The sequence below is a fragment of the Sediminibacillus terrae genome (assembly GCF_009602435.1).
Taxonomy (GTDB): Bacteria; Bacillota; Bacilli; order Bacillales; family Amphibacillaceae; genus Sediminibacillus; species Sediminibacillus terrae.
Genome location: NZ_VZDQ01000029.1, coordinates 1 through 16,702, shown reverse-complemented (window position 1 = coordinate 16,702; position 16,702 = coordinate 1). Strand labels below are relative to the sequence as shown.

Annotated in this window: 13 protein-coding genes, 14 tRNA genes, 2 rRNA genes and 1 riboswitch; of the genes, 3 read left to right on the top strand and 26 right to left on the bottom strand. The window is 44.7% G+C overall.

Annotated elements, in window-relative coordinates; genetic code table 11:
- Positions 1-18: 18 nt before the first annotated feature.
- The gene (locus F6X55_RS19365; protein WP_153465389.1) at positions 19-1,650 is read right to left on the bottom strand and encodes an acetolactate synthase large subunit; all 1,632 of its coding nucleotides are present in this window, start codon (positions 1,648-1,650) and stop codon (positions 19-21) included.
- An 18-nt stretch (positions 1,651-1,668) separates the two neighbouring features.
- Positions 1,669-3,279: an FMN-binding glutamate synthase family protein gene (locus F6X55_RS19360; RefSeq protein WP_153465387.1), complete on the bottom strand. Its 1,611-nt coding sequence runs from the start codon at positions 3,277-3,279 to the stop codon at positions 1,669-1,671.
- A gap of 403 nt (positions 3,280-3,682) precedes the next feature.
- Between F6X55_RS19360 and F6X55_RS19355 the strand changes: the two genes are divergently transcribed.
- On the top strand, positions 3,683-4,525 hold the full coding sequence (locus tag F6X55_RS19355) for a sialate O-acetylesterase (RefSeq protein ID WP_153465385.1): 843 nt from the start codon (positions 3,683-3,685) through the stop codon (positions 4,523-4,525).
- Positions 4,526-4,567: 42 nt separating this feature from the next.
- Positions 4,568-5,080 carry a PadR family transcriptional regulator gene (locus tag F6X55_RS19350; RefSeq protein ID WP_026569396.1) on the top strand — a complete coding sequence of 171 codons (513 nt, stop codon included), beginning with the start codon at positions 4,568-4,570 and terminating at the stop codon, positions 5,078-5,080.
- A 311-nt stretch (positions 5,081-5,391) separates the two neighbouring features.
- Here the strand turns inward: F6X55_RS19350 and F6X55_RS19345 are convergent, their stop codons facing one another.
- The 6 genes from F6X55_RS19345 to ppsA all read right to left on the bottom strand — a co-directional run bounded on the left by F6X55_RS19345 (position 5,392) and on the right by ppsA (position 12,098).
- Positions 5,392-6,411 carry a thiazole biosynthesis adenylyltransferase ThiF gene (locus tag F6X55_RS19345; RefSeq protein ID WP_153465382.1) on the bottom strand — a complete coding sequence of 340 codons (1,020 nt, stop codon included), beginning with the start codon at positions 6,409-6,411 and terminating at the stop codon, positions 5,392-5,394.
- A complete protein-coding gene (locus tag F6X55_RS19340) occupies positions 6,404-7,174 on the bottom strand; it encodes a thiazole synthase (RefSeq protein ID WP_153465555.1) in 771 nt (256 codons plus the stop codon). The genes F6X55_RS19345 and F6X55_RS19340 overlap by 8 nt, the downstream gene beginning before the upstream one ends.
- A 2-nt stretch (positions 7,175-7,176) precedes the next feature.
- Positions 7,177-7,380 carry a sulfur carrier protein ThiS gene (thiS, locus tag F6X55_RS19335; RefSeq protein WP_026569392.1) on the bottom strand — a complete coding sequence of 68 codons (204 nt, stop codon included), beginning with the start codon at positions 7,378-7,380 and terminating at the stop codon, positions 7,177-7,179.
- Between the two features lie 15 nt (positions 7,381-7,395).
- On the bottom strand, positions 7,396-8,520 hold the full coding sequence (gene thiO, locus F6X55_RS19330; RefSeq protein WP_153465380.1) for a glycine oxidase ThiO: 1,125 nt from the start codon (positions 8,518-8,520) through the stop codon (positions 7,396-7,398).
- A 29-nt stretch (positions 8,521-8,549) separates the two neighbouring features.
- Positions 8,550-9,170: a thiazole tautomerase TenI gene (gene tenI, locus F6X55_RS19325; RefSeq protein WP_153465377.1), complete on the bottom strand. Its 621-nt coding sequence runs from the start codon at positions 9,168-9,170 to the stop codon at positions 8,550-8,552.
- A gap of 142 nt (positions 9,171-9,312) precedes the next feature.
- Positions 9,313-9,416: riboswitch (TPP riboswitch) on the bottom strand.
- A 327-nt stretch (positions 9,417-9,743) separates the two neighbouring features.
- Complete coding sequence (gene ppsA, locus F6X55_RS19320) at positions 9,744-12,098, bottom strand: phosphoenolpyruvate synthase (RefSeq protein ID WP_153465375.1); 2,355 nt, start codon at positions 12,096-12,098, stop codon at positions 9,744-9,746.
- 356 nt (positions 12,099-12,454) lie between these two features.
- On the opposite strand from ppsA, the gene F6X55_RS19315 reads away from it, so the two are divergent.
- The gene (locus F6X55_RS19315) at positions 12,455-13,066 is read left to right on the top strand and encodes a hypothetical protein (RefSeq protein WP_153465373.1); all 612 of its coding nucleotides are present in this window, start codon (positions 12,455-12,457) and stop codon (positions 13,064-13,066) included.
- 215 nt (positions 13,067-13,281) lie between these two features.
- On the opposite strand, the gene F6X55_RS19310 is transcribed toward F6X55_RS19315, so the two are convergent.
- From F6X55_RS19310 to F6X55_RS19225, 18 genes are all read right to left on the bottom strand, one after another.
- Positions 13,282-14,295 carry an HAAS signaling domain-containing protein gene (locus tag F6X55_RS19310; RefSeq protein WP_153465371.1) on the bottom strand — a complete coding sequence of 338 codons (1,014 nt, stop codon included), beginning with the start codon at positions 14,293-14,295 and terminating at the stop codon, positions 13,282-13,284.
- A complete protein-coding gene (locus tag F6X55_RS19305) occupies positions 14,282-14,632 on the bottom strand; it encodes a PadR family transcriptional regulator (protein WP_153465368.1) in 351 nt (116 codons plus the stop codon). The genes F6X55_RS19310 and F6X55_RS19305 overlap by 14 nt, the downstream gene beginning before the upstream one ends.
- Before the next feature lie 157 nt (positions 14,633-14,789).
- Positions 14,790-14,871, bottom strand: a tRNA-Leu gene (locus tag F6X55_RS19300).
- A 12-nt stretch (positions 14,872-14,883) separates the two neighbouring features.
- Positions 14,884-14,957: transfer RNA gene (locus tag F6X55_RS19295), tRNA-Cys, on the bottom strand.
- A 6-nt stretch (positions 14,958-14,963) separates the two neighbouring features.
- Positions 14,964-15,038: transfer RNA gene (locus F6X55_RS19290), tRNA-Gly, on the bottom strand.
- Positions 15,039-15,043: 5 nt separating this feature from the next.
- Positions 15,044-15,118 (bottom strand) — tRNA-Gln (locus F6X55_RS19285).
- A gap of 21 nt (positions 15,119-15,139) precedes the next feature.
- A tRNA-His gene (locus F6X55_RS19280) sits at positions 15,140-15,215 on the bottom strand.
- Between the two features lie 14 nt (positions 15,216-15,229).
- Positions 15,230-15,303: transfer RNA gene (locus F6X55_RS19275), tRNA-Trp, on the bottom strand.
- Between the two features lie 6 nt (positions 15,304-15,309).
- Positions 15,310-15,395 (bottom strand) — tRNA-Tyr (locus tag F6X55_RS19270).
- Between the two features lie 11 nt (positions 15,396-15,406).
- Positions 15,407-15,479 (bottom strand) — tRNA-Phe (locus tag F6X55_RS19265).
- A 25-nt stretch (positions 15,480-15,504) separates the two neighbouring features.
- Positions 15,505-15,581 (bottom strand) — tRNA-Asp (locus F6X55_RS19260).
- A gap of 160 nt (positions 15,582-15,741) precedes the next feature.
- Positions 15,742-15,818: transfer RNA gene (locus tag F6X55_RS19255), tRNA-Met, on the bottom strand.
- Positions 15,819-15,853: 35 nt separating this feature from the next.
- A tRNA-Val gene (locus tag F6X55_RS19250) sits at positions 15,854-15,929 on the bottom strand.
- 7 nt (positions 15,930-15,936) lie between these two features.
- Positions 15,937-16,011, bottom strand: a tRNA-Glu gene (locus F6X55_RS19245).
- Between the two features lie 10 nt (positions 16,012-16,021).
- Positions 16,022-16,113, bottom strand: a tRNA-Ser gene (locus F6X55_RS19240).
- 1 nt (position 16,114) lies between these two features.
- Positions 16,115-16,189, bottom strand: a tRNA-Asn gene (locus F6X55_RS19235).
- Between the two features lie 8 nt (positions 16,190-16,197).
- Positions 16,198-16,313: ribosomal RNA gene (gene rrf, locus F6X55_RS19230) — 5S ribosomal RNA — on the bottom strand.
- 282 nt (positions 16,314-16,595) lie between these two features.
- A 23S ribosomal RNA gene (locus F6X55_RS19225) occupies positions 16,596-16,702 on the bottom strand; the annotation flags it as partial.

The following is a 16,702-nucleotide window of genomic DNA, read 5'->3' as shown; positions in this document are numbered from 1 at the left end:
CTTAAAGGAGTCCTCCGTTCAGCAAATGATATTTCCCAGTTTTTCTGTAAGCTTCATATTTTCCCGATAATCAACCGGGCAATCAATCAGTACGGGCTTATTCATCGCTAGCGCTTTTTCTATGATTGGCTTCAGTTCTTTTGTCTTTTCTATCTTCAAAGCCTCGAAGCCATATGACTCGGCAAGCTGCTCGAAATCCGGATTGCCGAATTTAATATGTGAAGAACGGTTAAAAGCTTTCATTTGGTGCCATTCAATCAAACCGTATCCTTCATCCCGCCATAAAAGGATCACAATCGGGACGTTCAAGCGTTTGGCAGTCTCCAACTCTGCACTGGTCATTTGAAACGAACCATCGCCGCAGACAGCAACCACCTGACGTTCCGGGTGAACAAGCTTCGCAGCAATGGCACTGGGAACCGCTACCCCCATCGATGCCAGGCCATTCGAAATCAAACACGTATTCGGTTGATAGCTATGATACATCCTGGCCATCCACATTTTGTGCGCACCTACATCCGAGATGACAATACTGTCTTCAGCTAAAACCGAGCGTAAATCAGCAATTATTTTTTGGGGTTTGACGGGAAACGCTTCGTCGTTTTGGTATGATTCCAGTTCGCTGAATGCTTTGCTTCGAACATGGGAGATCCACGTTCGATCTCCTGCTTTTTCCGAAAGTGCTTCCTTAATATTGGTGATGTTTTCTTGCAAATTGCCGACTACCTGTAATCGAACGGGATAGCAGGCATCGATTTCTGCTTCCCGGGTGTCAATGTGCAGGACAGGGGTCTGTCCCTCGGGATTCCAGCTTTTTGGCGAATACTCCGCCATGTCAAAGCCGACAGCCATAATCAAATCTGCTTCATCCAATCCACAGGTGATATAGTCATCCCCGCCGATTCCAGCGGTCAGCAAGCTGTGTTCATCGGTCCATGGCACTGCACCCTTCCCCATGAATGTATGTACGACCGGCAGATTTGCGATTGTTACAAGATCTCTCAACGCTTCAGCTGCATTTCCCCGTGTCACCCCGTTTCCGGCTAAAATCAGTGGATGCTTCGCTTTTTCCAACATTTCGGCCGCCTGGTTGATCACCGGGCCATCCGCTTCTGCTAGGTGATGCGGAACCACATGCAGCGGGGAACTGTCCACTTCCATTCCCGCAATATCCTCTGGAAGTTCGATATGCGTCGCACCCGTCTTTTCCTCTGTAGCAACGTGAAAGGCCTTCCGCACAACCTCCGGAACAATCTCAGGTGTTTTTATCTGTGCATTCCATTTCGTTACTTTCTCATATACCGAAACCATGTCGTAGTATTGGTGGGAAACCTTGTGCTGGCGGCTAAGCCCTGCCTGCCCGGTGATGGCCACGATGGGGCATAAATCCATGTTGGCATTGGCGACACCCGTCAACAAATTGGTTGCCCCTGGTCCAAGTGTTGCCAAACATACGCCCGGTTTCCCTGTAAGCCGTCCGTAGGCCCCTGCCATAAAAGCCGCACTCGTTTCATGCCTTGTCAGGATAAATTGAATCGTTGAATCATGGAGTGCATCCATAACATCGATGTTTTCTTCTCCAGGTACACCGAAAATATATTCGACACCTTCATTTTCCAAACACCTTATCAAAAGTTCCGCAGCTTTCATTTACCGCCCCTTCTTCCGCTAAGAAATATCATTCGTCTTTTTCGGTTGCACCGCCGATTGATAAATGTCCTCCAACGACCATGTGCTGCCTTGTTCATCCCGATATACAATGTGCTCTCTCATGAACTTTGTCGGTGAATCCAAGCCAGCTGCCGCTGCCACCCGGAAAAGACCTTTGCGCATGGTGATGACATAGTTTGCCGTCCGCCACTTTTTCTCTTCGATTACGAGCCCTTGCTGCAAATCCGGATCCGTCGTCGCCACCCCGACCGGACAGGAATTGGATTGACATTGCAGCGCCTGAATACATCCCACAGTGATCATGAAAGCTCTGGCAATATTGACAAGATCCGCCCCCATTGCAAGTGCGATGGCCACTCTGTCAGGCGAAAACATTTTTCCCGATGCAATGATTTTCACCTTGCCCCGGACCCCGTATTTTCGAAGCGCATGATCGACCAACGGCAGCGCCGATCGGATCGGCAACCCCACACTGTCCGCTAATTCCTGGTACGATGCTCCTGTACCGCCTTCCCCGCCATCCACTGTAATGAAGTCCGGCCCCATACCAGTTTCCTTGATTGCTTTGGCAAGGTCATCAGCCTCCTCCCGGCTGCCGATTACGACTTTCATGCCGATAGGCTTTCCGGTATGTTCGCGAACCTTTTCCATAAATGCAAACAAGGAAGGAAAATCACTGAATTCCCGAAATCGATTCGGACTGTCGATCGACTTGAAAGGTTCTACCATTCTTATCCTGGCAATTTCTTCTGTCACTTTCTCCCCGTCAATGTGTCCGCCTCTTGTTTTTGCGCCTTGAGCCAGTTTCATCTCAAACGCCTTCACTTCCGGAATTTCGCTTTTTTCCAGCAATGCATCCCAGCTGAAGTTCCCTTCCTTATCCCTGACTCCGAATAGTCCGGGACCAATTTGCATGATGATATCCACGCCGCCTTTCAAATGGTAATCGGAGATTCCGCCTTCTCCTGTGTTCATCCAGGTTCCTTTCGCGATTCCCAATCCTTCCGACAGGGCGGTAATGGCCCGCTCGCCTAAAGAACCATAACTCATCGCCGACATACCAATCTGGCCTTTCACCTTGAATGGATGCCTCGTGTTTTCCCCGATCACGATTGCATCTTCGTCTTCCAGCAAATAAACAGGTGATTCGTCCTTTTCCAACCGTTCTTCCCTCTGAGCAAACAAAGGTTCATTAATCAATAGATAGCGATCGGTCGTGACTTTCGTCTCCCTATCCATCTTTAATTCTTCCGTTAAGTGAGGGAACATCGAATTCCTGATATAATATCCAGGCTCATCAAAATCGCGCTGCGAGCCAAATCCAATGACATCCCGCTTGTACTTCGCCTTTTTCACGATATTCTGATAATCGTTTCGCGAAAATGGCTTCCCCTCCCGGTTATTGTTGAATAAATATTGCCGCAGCTCGGGGCCAATGCTTTCCAAAAAATATCGGACTCTCCCGATTAACGGATAGTTACGAAGAATAGGATGTTGTTTTTGCCTCTTATCCACTCTGTATAAAAAGATTCCAAGTACCAGAAGCACAATAATAAACAACGTACACGCGATAAATCCGATGACCGTAAAAATGTTTGCAATGTTCACATGCCATTCCTCCTGCAAAGTCACTATTGGTAGTATGAACGTTTGGTCGTATATTATGTTTGGATGTGTTGAGGAACGGAGTGGTCAATAGGAGCGAATGTTCCGGGAGTAGTTCAGAAGGGGCATTTTGTACACAAAAAGCACTCCTTGAACAACTCGAGTCAGCATAAAAGAGCCACAGACCGACTCTTGATTACAAAGGAGCTAATGTATCCTTTTAACGGATCTATTTGACAAAGAGTCTAATTAGACTATAATGAAGAAGTAATAATAGTCTAATTAGACTCTTTATATCGCACAAATTTTTTCTTTGCCACATCCATGCATGTAAGGGCTAAAAAGTAGACAGTTAGCGAAAAGTGAAACCATTTCATCTTAATTACCCTAAGAAAGGTTGAAAACAATGAAATCATTTTTAATGCTAGGCCAGTCCAATATGGCTGGTCGGGGATTCATTCATGATACAACTCCCATTTATAATGAAAGAATAAGTATGCTGCGTAATGGAAGGTGGCAGATGATGACCGAACCAATAAATTATGACCGGCCTGTATCCGGCATAAGTCTGGCTGGTTCATTTGCAGAAGCCTGGTGCCGGCAAAATCCAGAAGATGCCATCGGCTTAATACCTTGTGCTGAAGGAGGAAGCTCACTGGATGAATGGGCTGTGGATAAAACTCTTTTCAGACACGCACTAAGCGAAGCAAAATTTGCCATGGAGACTAGTGAATTAACCGGCATTCTATGGCATCAAGGAGAAAGTGATAGTATAAACGGCAACTATAAGGTCTACTACGATAAATTGCTTTTGATTGTCGAGACGCTTAGAAAAGAGCTGGATGCTCCGGAAATTCCCCTTATCATTGGTGGCTTAGGAGATTTCTTAGGCAAAAAAGGATTCGGAAAGCACTGTACGGAGTATCACCTCGTCAACGAAGAGCTGCAACGATTTGCTTTTGAACAAGCTAATTGTTACTTTGTCACAGCTTCCGGTTTAACTTCCAATCCCGATGGTATTCATCTTGATGCAGCTTCACAAAGAAAATTTGGTCTGCGTTATTTTGAAGCCTTTAGCAATAAACAACATGTCTTAAAGCCATTAAATAATGAGAACGGATTAATCAATCGTATGCCTGGAGCCTACACAAAAACGGAAAAGATCTATATAAAAAGTATGGATTTGGCACAAGGAAAAATATCCTATGAGGAATTCGAGTCCTCCTTAGCGCAAATCAACAATCGTTGATTCCATGGTGATTGTCTTGAGGAATTTAAAGGAGGTATTTTTTTGATACCGTTACTGATTTTAGGTTTATTGAAACAAAATCCCGGTTCATACGGATACGAATTGCTTGCCTTGATGAAAGAGAGACACTATCAATATGTTGTGAATTTCACGAAGGGTTCCTTCTACTATAATCTTCAACAGCTGGAAGAAAAACATTATATTGAAAAAGTCGATCAATTAGACAACACGCGAGAGAAACGCAATTACATCATCACGGAACTAGGGGATAAAGAATTTGATAGATTGATGGTCAAGTATGGATCAAAGACAGATTATATAAATTTATCATTTTATGCCGCCATGTTGTTTGCAGATGAGTATGATAGCAACGAACTGGCAAAACTTATTGAAATACAAATCGAGCAAACGAAAAAGAAAATCTCCTTGATAGAGCAATCGCTAACCACTTTTGATGAAAAGAACCATTTCAAGAAGTTACTGGAGAATTCACGTTCCCATCATATCGTGAATGTTAAATGGTTTGAAGAACTATTAATGGATATAAAAAAATAAGCCAACCATTAAAAAAGCGCCTGCCACTCCTTGCATATGTCACATTCGACATACAAGAGTGCCAGGCACTTTCCATCAGTCAGCTTTGTAAATCATTTTTCCTTATCAATATGCTCTCTTAGATTCCTGTTAGCATCATTCTTCCCCTCTTGGCATCCTACTATCATCATGAAAGGTAACACCATAAACAAAATTAATATAAACTTCATCAGGTATCACCATCCTATATTATTTTTCCTTTATTATAATAGAAATAGCGAGATTATTGTTTCGATTACAAATTTTTATAGAAATAGAGCTCCTAAATGATCCTATCCCACGTATCGGTGATACAACGTCTTTGCTTCTGATATATCCTTTGTACCATGGACTAGCACCCGTCCATCCTGAAAAATGACAAGGCGGAAATCTCCAATTGAAAAAGAAAGCAAATAAGGATTTTGCGAAACCTTGCCGCCATGTTTTGATAATCGCTCCGCCAGCTCTTGCAAGTTTCTGCTCCTCTGCTTTGCGGGACGAATTTGCACTGTATCCCGCCCGCACAAAACTGCTGTTTTTGCCTGGTTGTAATACGACAGAAAAGGATAGGAAGGGGCTTGACCGCAAGATGGACAATCTTCCTTCCTCAGCTTATCGACTTGAATGGCCGTATGCTGATTTTTCCATAAATCAAAGGACACAAGTTTTTTCCGCAACGATTTCTTGTCTTCAACTAATATCTTTAACGCTTCTGCCGTTTGATACGCGACCACCATTTGGACAGCCGGACTGATGATTCCTTCCGTATCGCAGGTTATCCCTCCCATCGGCACAGTTTCAAGCAGACAATGCAAACAAGGAGTCTCTCCCGGCAAAATCGTATAGCTAATTCCATAGCTTCCTACACATGCTCCATATATCCACGGAATACGATATTTTTGAGCTATGTCGTTTATAATCAGGCGAATATCAAAATTATCAGTGGCATCGATGATTAAATCCACCTTATCAATCATTTGCTCTACTTCCTCGACTGACACATCCAGCACCATGGCTTCAATTGTCACCGAAGAGTTAATCGATTGAAGACGCTTTTCTGCTGCCACGGCTTTTGGCAAGCGTTTTTGAGCATCTTCTTCTGCATACAACTGCTGTCTCTGGAGATTGCTCCATTCCACGTAATCCCGGTCAGCAATCGTCAGCTTTCCCACTCCTGCTCGGACAAGGGCTTCGGCGGCTCCAGTACCCAGGGCTCCTGCACCAATTATCAACACATGTTTGCTGCTAATGTTATCCTGTCCTTCTTTCCCGATGGGCCCGAACAATTCCTGGCGAGAATAACGCTCATTCAAGTACACTCAATCCTTCCATTGGACTGCTTGCTGTTGCATATCGTTTTTTCGGAATACGTCCTGCTTCATATCCCAATCTCCCGGCTTCAATCGCCATTTTCATTGCCTCTGCCATTTTCACAGGATCTCCGGCACCAGAAACAGCAGTATTCAACAGTACTCCATCCGCCCCCATTTCCATTGCGATCGCTGCGTCTGAAGGTGTCCCAATGCCAGCATCGACGATGACAGGTACATTGGATTGTTCGATGATAAACCGAAGATTCAATGGATTCACAATACCTTGCCCGGACCCGATCGGGGATGCTCCGGGCATAATGGCATGACAGCCTAAATCCTCTAACCGTTTCGCTAACAGAACATCATCCGACGTATACGGAAGGACAACAAAACCTTCTTCCAACAACATTTCCGCTGCTTTTAGCGTTTCTATCGGATCCGGCAGGAGTGTTTTTTGATCACCGATCACTTCTACTTTAATCATGTCACATAATCCAGAAACCTTTGCCAGTTTCGCCGTACGGACGGCCTCCTCCGCTGTCTTGGCCCCTGCGGTATTCGGGAGCAGCGTATAATTTTCCACATCGATTTTTTCAAGAAAATCGGGCTGACCAGCATCAAAAATATTCATTCTGCGGACGGAAAAAGTCAGGATATCTGTGTCTGAAACTTCTATTGCTTTCTTTTGCACATCAAAATCCGGGTATTTACCTGTCCCTAGCAAAAGTCTTGAAGAAAATTCGTAATCACCTATTTTGAGCATCATCATCCGCCTCCTACAAAGTTTACAATTTCGATTTTGTCCCGGTCAGAGAGCCTCGTATCTGCATGTGCATGCTTTTCTAATATGTTCTGATTCAGTTCCACAATCACAACCTTATCCCCAATTCCGAAGTACTCTAATAATGATGAAACAGTGGCAATGGTATCCGGAACTTCTACCATATCGCCGTTGATAACTAACTCCATCCATATTCCTCCTCGTTAAAGCGTTTTCTCAAGGTGGCGATCTATCCGGAAGGCACGTAAGTCCGCTGACAGCAGTTCTCGATCTACTAATCCAGCGATCAGTTCGCCAGTAATAGGAGAAAGCAAAATGCCGTTCCGGAAATGCCCTGTTGCCACAAACAACCCTTCGTATGCTGGATGCTCCCCTAAATAAGGAAGACCATCTGAAGTTTGCGGCCGAATACCAGCCCAGGCTTTTTCCCATTCTGCATGTATGATTTCAGGAACTAGTTTTTTCGCCTGCTCCATCAGATAAGAAATCCCACCCACTGTCACGGTTTGATCAAAGGTATTTGGTCGGACCGTGGCCCCTACCAGAAGGCGACCGCCTTTTTTGGGTACCAGATAACAGCTATGAGAAAAAATCGTTCCAGTCAGTAATGGTCGATGGGCGACCACGGAAAAGCACTCTCCTTTTACGGGATAAGTGTTGAAGGGAATTTCCGAATCAGGCAACAGGGATTCACTCCATGCCCCTCCCGTCAAAATCACCTTGTCACTCTCGAAGCTCCCTCCACTTGTCCTTACTCCTGCTATTTTTCCGTTGTCAAAAAGAAAAGCGAAAACTTCCGTAAACTCCCTTATTTCCACCCCCAGCACTGCAGCTGCTTTCAAAAAACCAAGCGTTATTTGCGGCGCTGCTACCTGCCCATCTTTTTCAATATACATCGCGCCCCGGATGGCTGAGGATAGGGCAGGCTCTCTCCTTCGTACTTCTTCCCGACTTATCCATTTTGCTTGTTCACCTGTCCGGTTTTGGAGTTCAATAACATGCTTAAAACGGTTTTCTTCCTCATCTGTCAAAGCCACTTTGTACATTCCTTTGTTTACTAATTCGATATCCATTCCGGTTAATTCTTTTATTTCCTTTGCAAGCATAGGAAACATCGACCTGCTTTTCTTTGCCAAGTGGAACAAGGGACCATCTTCCTCCAGTTCAGCCTGTGCCGCCAGCATCCCCGCAGCCGCTCCAGAAGCTTTACTTGCCAGGCGGTCCTTTTCCAGCAAAAGAACTTTTTTCCCTCTTTTGGCCAGGTTATACGCGACAGAACCCCCATTGACCCCTCCGCCAATCACAATACAATCGTACTTATCAGGCATTAAAAGTCCTCCTTTCCGCTTAGCACTTCCTATCTAAACTTGTTTGAGATAGAAAGTCGGGAAACATATTCTTTCACTTTCCCAAGAGGCTGGTTCGCCTCCAAAACACCCGACATCACAGCTACCCCTTTCGCACCAGCTTCCATCACCTCGTTTACATTGCCAGGTTTGATTCCTCCTATCGCCATCACCGGCATAGAGACAGACGATGAAACTAACCGTAATTGTTCCACTCCTCGTGGTGCTGATCCTGGTTTGGACTGTGTGGGAAAAACATGGCCAAAGAATGCATAATCAGCACCTTGCTTTTGAGCCAACGTTGCTTCTTCAAGGGAGTGAACCGAACAACCAACGCGGAATTCAGGGAAATTTCCCTTCACTGGGCCGATCGGTAAAGAATGATACGCTAAATGAACACCGCAGACCTTCATCACATGGGCAACGTCTAACCGGTCATTTACGATGATTTTAGAAATGGGAACTTGACTGTCTAGTAACAATTTAATCAGTTGATAGATTTCCATAGCCGTTTTATGCTTCTCACGGATATGAATAGCGGTTATGTATGGATGTATGTCCCCTGCGATTTTGGCTAATTTTTCTGGTCGTTGATTTCCGGTAGAAACGATATGCAGTTCTCCATTCCCCATAACCCTTTCCCCCTTGGCTAGCACTGTCTTTAATGAACTGCAACTCCTTCGTCATATTTTCCATCGATTCGCGGGACGCAAAAAGGCCACCCGGATATAGGGGTGGCCTTTTAGTCAATATATTATAAACAGACATAATATAAAAGTTTCAATCCCACTTCCCTACGCTGGTATTTCCCAGATCAGGTTCAAAGGGTCCAGAAATACTATCTGTCTCAGCCTTATACGGCACCCCCAGTGTAAACATATGTGATTTTCATTAAGTATAACATAGCTCTTTTTTCAAGACTAGGATATAAGTGTAAATACAGGAAAAGCTCTTTCGGATTCAACAAACCACTTACCACTGATCGCATAACCTTCTATTCATTCAAGAAACGACAGTCACATAGAATGTGTTTCCCATTTCCCGCGTCACAAAAGGGACTGATGTTTATTTATTTGAGTCACTTTTTTAAATGCGTGAAGTGTCGCGAGATGCCATACTAGGTAACACATCACCGTTAAATGAAATCCATAAAAAACCAATGAAGCTCGGATGAAGCACCTCATTGGTTACTATGCTAAAGAGATTTATAATTCTCTAATTTTGTTCATAATCATCCGCTGCTCGACGGATGCAACCAATCTCCTTGTGCCGGCTACCGTATCCGGGTTCACGCTCACACTGTCGATTCCTTCCTGGATAAGGAATTCTGTAAATTCGGGATACAAGGAGGGTCCCTGCCCACAGATAGAAACGCTCTTATGATGCTTATGTGCCCCTTGTATCAACATTTTGATTGCCTTCTTCACAGCAGGATTGCGTTCATCAAAGTAACCCATGGTGTTCAGAATTCCCGAATCCCGATCGGAGCCAAGTACCAACTGGGTCAGATCATTACTCCCGATACTAAACCCGTCAACCATTTTCGCGAATTCTTCCGCTTCGAATATGACGGATGGCACTTCGGCCATAATCCAAATTTTGAATTGTTGATCTTGTATGAGACCTTCCTCTGCCATGATTTCTTTGACTCTCTTTACTTCCCAAGTAGTCCTGACGAAAGGAAGCATGGTCCACACATTTATCAGTCCATAGTCTTCCCTTACTTTTTTTATGGCGCGGCATTCCAGCCGGAAACCTTCCTCGTATTCCGGAGATATATAACGGGAAACCCCTCTCCACCCGATCATCGGATTGGCTTCAATCGGTTCTACTTCTTCCCCGCCTTTTAATCCTCTGAATTCGTTGGAACGGAAGTCGCTCAACCTTACGACGACAGGCTTAGGGTAAACGTCTTGCGCCACCTTTGTGATGCCCTCAGCCATTTTATCGATAAATTGCTTTTCTTCCCCATTTCGCAATAGATACATAGGATGGGCGCCGACAAGGTGGGTGAAAATGAATTCTGTACGCATCAGTCCTATTCCATCGAACGGCAGGTCTTTGTATTTTCCGATCAAATCCGGCTCACCAAGATTCATGTAAACCTTCGTCCCGGTAATCGGAGCCAGCTGATGAAGATTCATTTGGTCGATAACGGATGGTGTCTGGTTTCTTTCTTTATCCTTTTCCTCCGTTTCCTCTAATATGCCTTGATAAACGACACCTCGTGTGGCATCCACAGTGACTTCCATTCCTTCTTTCAATACTTCGGTTGCATTGTTGGACCCGACAATGCAGGGAATGCCGAACTCTCTGGAAACAATGGCAGCGTGACAAGTCCGGCCACCTTCGTTGGTCACAACGGCTGCAGCTTTTTTCATGGCCGGCATCATGTCCGGATTGGTCATGATGGTTACCAGGATATCCCCTTCTTCCACCTTCGAAATTTCGGTGATATCTTTGATTTTCCTTACCTTCCCACTTCCCCTTCCTGGAGATGCAGCGAGCCCCCGCAAAAGCGCCACTCGTTTTATTTCCACTTGTTCCTTCACACCCGTTTCCTCCTTTTTTAACGTGGTAATCGGCCGAGCCTGTAAAATATATAATTCATTGGTGTCACCATCGATCGCCCACTCGATATCCTGTGGAGAGTGATACATTTTTTCGATTCGCAGTGCATCAGCAGAGAGTCGACTGATTTCTGTTGCTGTCAGGCATTGTTGCGTTACCAGGTCTTCCCCCAAGAATTCTTTGACGGCGACTTTTGACGTTCCGACTGCTTTCTCGTTTTTGACGACAAGGAAGTTTTTCGTGGCAATATGCTTTTCCACAACCCTATTATTCTTTTTATCAACGATATATTCGTCAGGAGAGACCATCCCGGAAACGACGGATTCACCCAGCCCCCAGCTGGCATTGATCATCATCTGGTTATGGTTTTCTGTCACAGGATTGGATGTAAACAGCACACCGGCTTTTTTACTGTTCACCATTTTCTGGACCACAGCGCAAAGAGACACATCGAAGTGGTCGAAATGCTGTTTCTCGCGATAATAAATGGCACGTGCCGTCCAAAGGGATGCCCAACACTTTTTAACGTGCCGGATCACTTCCGAAATCCCTTTAATTTCTAAGTACGTATCCTGTTGTCCTGCAAAGGATGCTTCAGGCAAGTCCTCCGCTGTTGCGGAACTTCTAACCGCTACAAACAAGTCATCCACTTGAAGGCTTGACTGAAAGGTTGCGTACGCTTCACGAATTTCTTCTTCAATCGCTTTCAAGATATCGGTTTGAAGAATCAATTCCCGGATCAGAGCACTTGCACTCTGAAGCTGGGCGTTATTCTCCATATCCAGCTGTTTTATCTCTTCGAGTATTTGTTTATCCAGGTTACGTTCCTTAACAAAATCGCTATATGCTTCCGCGGTTACACAAAAACCAGGAGGCACCCTGATTCCTCCATTGGTGAGTTCACCTAAGTTAGCCCCTTTCCCGCCCACCAGCGGAATATCTCCTTTACGGATTTCATTGAACCAGCGAATGTACCGCTTCTCTGCCATCTACATCTCCTCCAGCTTAGATTTAAAATTAGTATATCATTTTTATTTTATTGTGTCATACTATTTAAGTTATTTTAGGTAATTTTGTGTTACCATTGACTGAATAGGCCATTGCTGATGTTTATTTTTGTTTCTTCAAGTCACAGGCTTATTGTTGAGCTACAGCTGAGATAATCAATACATAAAACGAAAAAGATGCGACCTGGATATACTATTTAATAAGCGCATTCAAACCGACAACAAAACTCTGTGTTTTCCATTTTCGACCTTTTATAGGGGAATAACTTGGATTATGATAAAGTTATTGCGGGTTTTTTAAATCATATATAGAGTTGGATTAAGAAGGGGAGAATAAAATGAAGAAACCAATCAAGCTACTTTCTTACAATGTTGCCTTGCTTTCGCTCGTTCTTTTGCTCGTTGGCTGTGCAGAGGATAAAAGTAAAGAAGTAGATACAAACACATCAGATGATCAATCCGTTTCTGGTAAAGACTCTAACGATGATGCAAAGCCATCCACTCAGGAAGATGCAGAAGATACTTCTTCAGAAAACACCCAAAACGAGAGTAATAGTTCCGAGCAAAGTGGTGTGCAAAATGAGGGGGAAAAAGAAAACTCAGGGAAAGAAACCGAGTTGGATGAAAGAGATGCACAAATGGAAGTAGAAGACACTGACACTCAAAACGAGACCGACAACAACCAAATTCAAACAGACACCGATGAAAAAGATCAAGAAAAGGCGATTTCTTTCGTCACCAACTTTTTGCGGGACAGAAATAAATGGACAGAAAGTGAAAACGACTTTCTTCTATATGATGGGGAGATAAAGGGATACATTATCGTAAGATATTCCACCTTAGTGTCAGGGCATTCTTCTACCAATGGACGATATGCAGTAGATCTTTCCAGCGAGGCAGTCGTCGATATCACTGCAAACCCGGATTTCTTGAATGAATTAATGGACTGATCCTGGCATCTTTAGTTGGCAAAAGGTGGCGGATTGGTAAATCCGCCACTAGAGGAATTATTGGGACAGTAGCTGATATTGCTTTAAGATACGAGAAAAACTAACCTATGGGGTATAACACGGAAAAAACAAGATGAAGATTCATGCGCATCTGGGGATTCTACTATACCTGTTACTGCATGAGCCGAAAAACGCAGCCATTTCTAACTGCTCTCTCACAGCACGGATTTGTTATTCATATTAGCTTTCTTAAAAGCCTCGTAAATTGCGATAGCTCCAAAAACCACCATTAACGTTAACGTTCCCCACACCATGTAATCCTTCATAATAGCAGGAGCAGCGTCAAACCAGGCACTTAACGTCATGAGGAACTCTGCGGCGAAAAGCTTCGATTGCATTAAAATAACCACAAATGAAGCAACCGAGACTATTTTATAAATCATAAAAAACGCAGCCATGTTTCTTGACCATTTCCTTTTGATTAATTTGTAGATAGCTAAGGCAATTTCTGCTCCAAGTAGCAAAAGGACTATCGGCCAGAATGATAATAGTACTTCCTGATTAAACGCCGGAGTTACCATTCTAAGCCCATCCTGCCCACTTTCATATATTCCAAGGAAACGGTCGGCATAAAAATAACCTACTCCCCAAACCACTGTCCATATTAAGCCTGCGTTAATCTCAGATAATGGAATCGATTTTTTCTTTGGAACACTATATTCTTTCCATAATTTTTTTGGATCCCACGAAGTAAACCCCATCCATTTAGGCAGATCTTCATTTTTTCCATCCACTTGTTCCATAATGGCAAAAATCACTGTCACAAAAACATATGCCGTAATCGACCAGGTGATTGCATTTATCAGCACCTCTTCAATATTGGAAATCGATACGTCGAATCTCTCTCCTAGATTGATCAGATTTAAAAGCTTTACCCCCAGTAGGGTGAAAAGTGAATAAATAACCGCAAAAGGAATGATCCATTTTAGAATGGAAAGGTGCAAATCGTAATATTTGGGGCCGATTAAATGGGTTTGTTTTTCGCTGTACTTATTCGCCAAAACTTTAGGATCTCCCAACTCCTCAAGAGCCAGGTACACATCCTTTTCATCATAATCATCGGGCAACATGTCATGGATGGTCGATTCTAACTCTAAAGCGATATCCTCCTTTTTCTTCTTTGGCAACCATCGGGTCACTTCTTGAACGTACACCTCAATTAGATTCATTTTCCTTATCCTCCTCGTTAAGGACATCAAACAGCCTTTTGGTATTTTTCATCCATTCCTCCCTCAATTGCTGAAAAACCTTTTCCCCATACTCACTCAATTCATAATATTTTCGAGGCCTTTTTTCAGAAGTATCCCAAAAGCTGTTAAGAAGCTCTTGTTTTTCCAGCCTCCTTAGCAAGGGGTATAGCGTGCTTTGTTCAATGCCTATCCCCAGGTTCTCAAGCAGCTGAACAAGTGAGTACCCGTACTGAGGCGTTCTCAACTGGCTTAAAACCGCCAGCGTTAAGTTCCCTCTTTTTAACTCTGTCAGGAATGAGTGAATCGATAACTCCATTTTTTGTCCTCTTTTCTAATACTGTACGTCATACATTATGTTTATATAATATACTATACACTATTCTTTGTGGTTAGACCATATGTCTTTTATCATTTAACCAATTTGATTCAACGTAAAAAAAGACTCCAACTTTAAAGTTGGAGTCTTTTTAGGATACCGGTGGTCGGGGTCGAACCGACACTCCCGAAGGAACACGATTTTGAGTCGTGCGCGTCTGCCAATTCCGCCACACCGGCACGTTATTCATATGGAGGCGGCAACCGGATTTGAACCGGTGATAAAGGTTTTGCAGACCTCTGCCTTACCACTTGGCTATGCCGCCTTAAAATGGAGCGGAAGACGGGATTCGAACCCGCGACCCCCACCTTGGCAAGGTGGTGTTCTACCACTGAACTACTTCCGCATTTTTGGCTGGGCTAGCTGGATTCGAACCAGCGAATCACGGGATCAAAACCCGATGCCTTACCGCTTGGCTATAGCCCAACTATACCACACACTGGAAAATGGGGCGACCGGTGGGAATCGAACCCACGAGTGCCGGAGCCACAATCCGGTGCGTTAACCACTTCGCCACGACCGCCAACATATTAATAATGGCAGGGGTAGTAGGAATCGAACCCACACCGGAGGTTTTGGAGACCTCTGTTCTACCGTTAAACTATACCCCTATGTAATGGTGGAGGGAGTAGGACTCGAACCTACGAACCCGATGGGAGCGGATTTACAGTCCGCCGCGTTTGGCCAACTTCGCTATCCCTCCAAAATAAAAGGTGGCTCGGGACGGAATCGAACCGCCGACACACGGATTTTCAGTCCGTTGCTCTACCGACTGAGCTACCGAGCCAATAAATGATATGAAACTATGTAAGTGGCGGTCCGGACGGGACTCGAACCCGCGACCTCCTGCGTGACAGGCAGGCATTCTAACCAACTGAACTACCGGACCATATTAAGGAATGATTGGATTGTACCCTGTCGGGCACCTGTATCTCTCACTAGCCAAGGGATAACTCAGCGTAGTAAGTGAAATGAATTGGTTGCACTCTTTCAAGCACTATTATCATTTTCTAACGAAGAAGGATAATCGACGTTGCAAGAAAATAATTTGGTTGCGGGAGCAGGATTTGAACCTGCGACCTTCGGGTTATGAGCCCGACGAGCTACCAGACTGCTCCATCCCGCGATAATGTAGGAGATTATTCCTATCAAATTCTCTAATGGTGGAGGATGCAGGGCTCGAACCTGCGACCCCCTGCTTGTAAGGCAGGTGCTCTCCCAGCTGAGCTAATCCTCCAATTAAGTGGTGACCCGTACGGGATTCGAACCCGTGTTACCGCCGTGAAAGGGCGGTGTCTTAACCACTTGACCAACGGGCCATTTAAGAAATGGCGGAGAGCGAGGGATTCGAACCCTCGAGACCGCGGTAGCGGTCTACACGATTTCCAATCGTGCTCCTTCGGCCACTCGGACAGCTCTCCATGGCTCCACCGGTAGGATTCGAACCTACGACCGATCGGTTAACAGCCGATTGCTCTACCACTGAGCTACGGTGGAACGGATATGCCTGGCGGCGTCCTACTCTCGCAGGGGCAAAGCCCCAACTACCATGGGCGCTGGAGAGCTTAACTGCTGTGTTCGGCATGGGAACAGGTGTGACCTCTCCGCTATTGCCACCAGACTCATTTTGGCGTACATCCAAGTGTACTTTTTTTGTGACAACAACTATTATAGCTGTTTTTCACAAAAAATCAAGGGTAAATTTCAAAAAATCACTTACACCTTCAAAACTAGATAAGAAGGAAGACATCAACGAACTTCACACGTGATGGTGCTTTAATCCAGTTACGGCTCCTAACAGCGTATGGATAGTTCATCCAGCTTTTCGTACGCTTAAAGCGGCGTACTACAATCTGGCTGATCTATCCATACGCTGTTGACCGGTCGCCTTCACTTTTTGTTTTAAGTTAAGTCCTCGATCGATTAGTATCCGTCAGCTGCACGTGTCACCACGCTTCCACCTCGGACCTATCAACCTCATCGTCTCTGAGGGATCTTACTCATTTAAAA

Coding starts and splice junctions, on each gene's coding strand:
- F6X55_RS19305 (WP_153465368.1), bottom strand. CDS start 14,632: ATGGAGTTATCGATTCACTCATTCCTGACAGAGTTAAAAAGAGGGAAC.
- thiS (WP_026569392.1), bottom strand. CDS start 7,380: ATGGAGTTAGTTATCAACGGCGATATGGTAGAAGTTCCGGATACCATT.
- thiO (WP_153465380.1), bottom strand. CDS start 8,520: ATGCCTGATAAGTACGATTGTATTGTGATTGGCGGAGGGGTCAATGGG.
- F6X55_RS19340 (WP_153465555.1), bottom strand. CDS start 7,174: ATGCTCAAAATAGGTGATTACGAATTTTCTTCAAGACTTTTGCTAGGG.
- F6X55_RS19315 (WP_153465373.1), top strand. CDS start 12,455: ATGAAGAAACCAATCAAGCTACTTTCTTACAATGTTGCCTTGCTTTCG.
- tenI (WP_153465377.1), bottom strand. CDS start 9,170: ATGGGGAATGGAGAACTGCATATCGTTTCTACCGGAAATCAACGACCA.
- ppsA (WP_153465375.1), bottom strand. CDS start 12,098: ATGGCAGAGAAGCGGTACATTCGCTGGTTCAATGAAATCCGTAAAGGA.
- F6X55_RS19365 (WP_153465389.1), bottom strand. CDS start 1,650: ATGAAAGCTGCGGAACTTTTGATAAGGTGTTTGGAAAATGAAGGTGTC.
- F6X55_RS19355 (WP_153465385.1), top strand. CDS start 3,683: ATGAAATCATTTTTAATGCTAGGCCAGTCCAATATGGCTGGTCGGGGA.
- F6X55_RS19310 (WP_153465371.1), bottom strand. CDS start 14,295: ATGAATCTAATTGAGGTGTACGTTCAAGAAGTGACCCGATGGTTGCCA.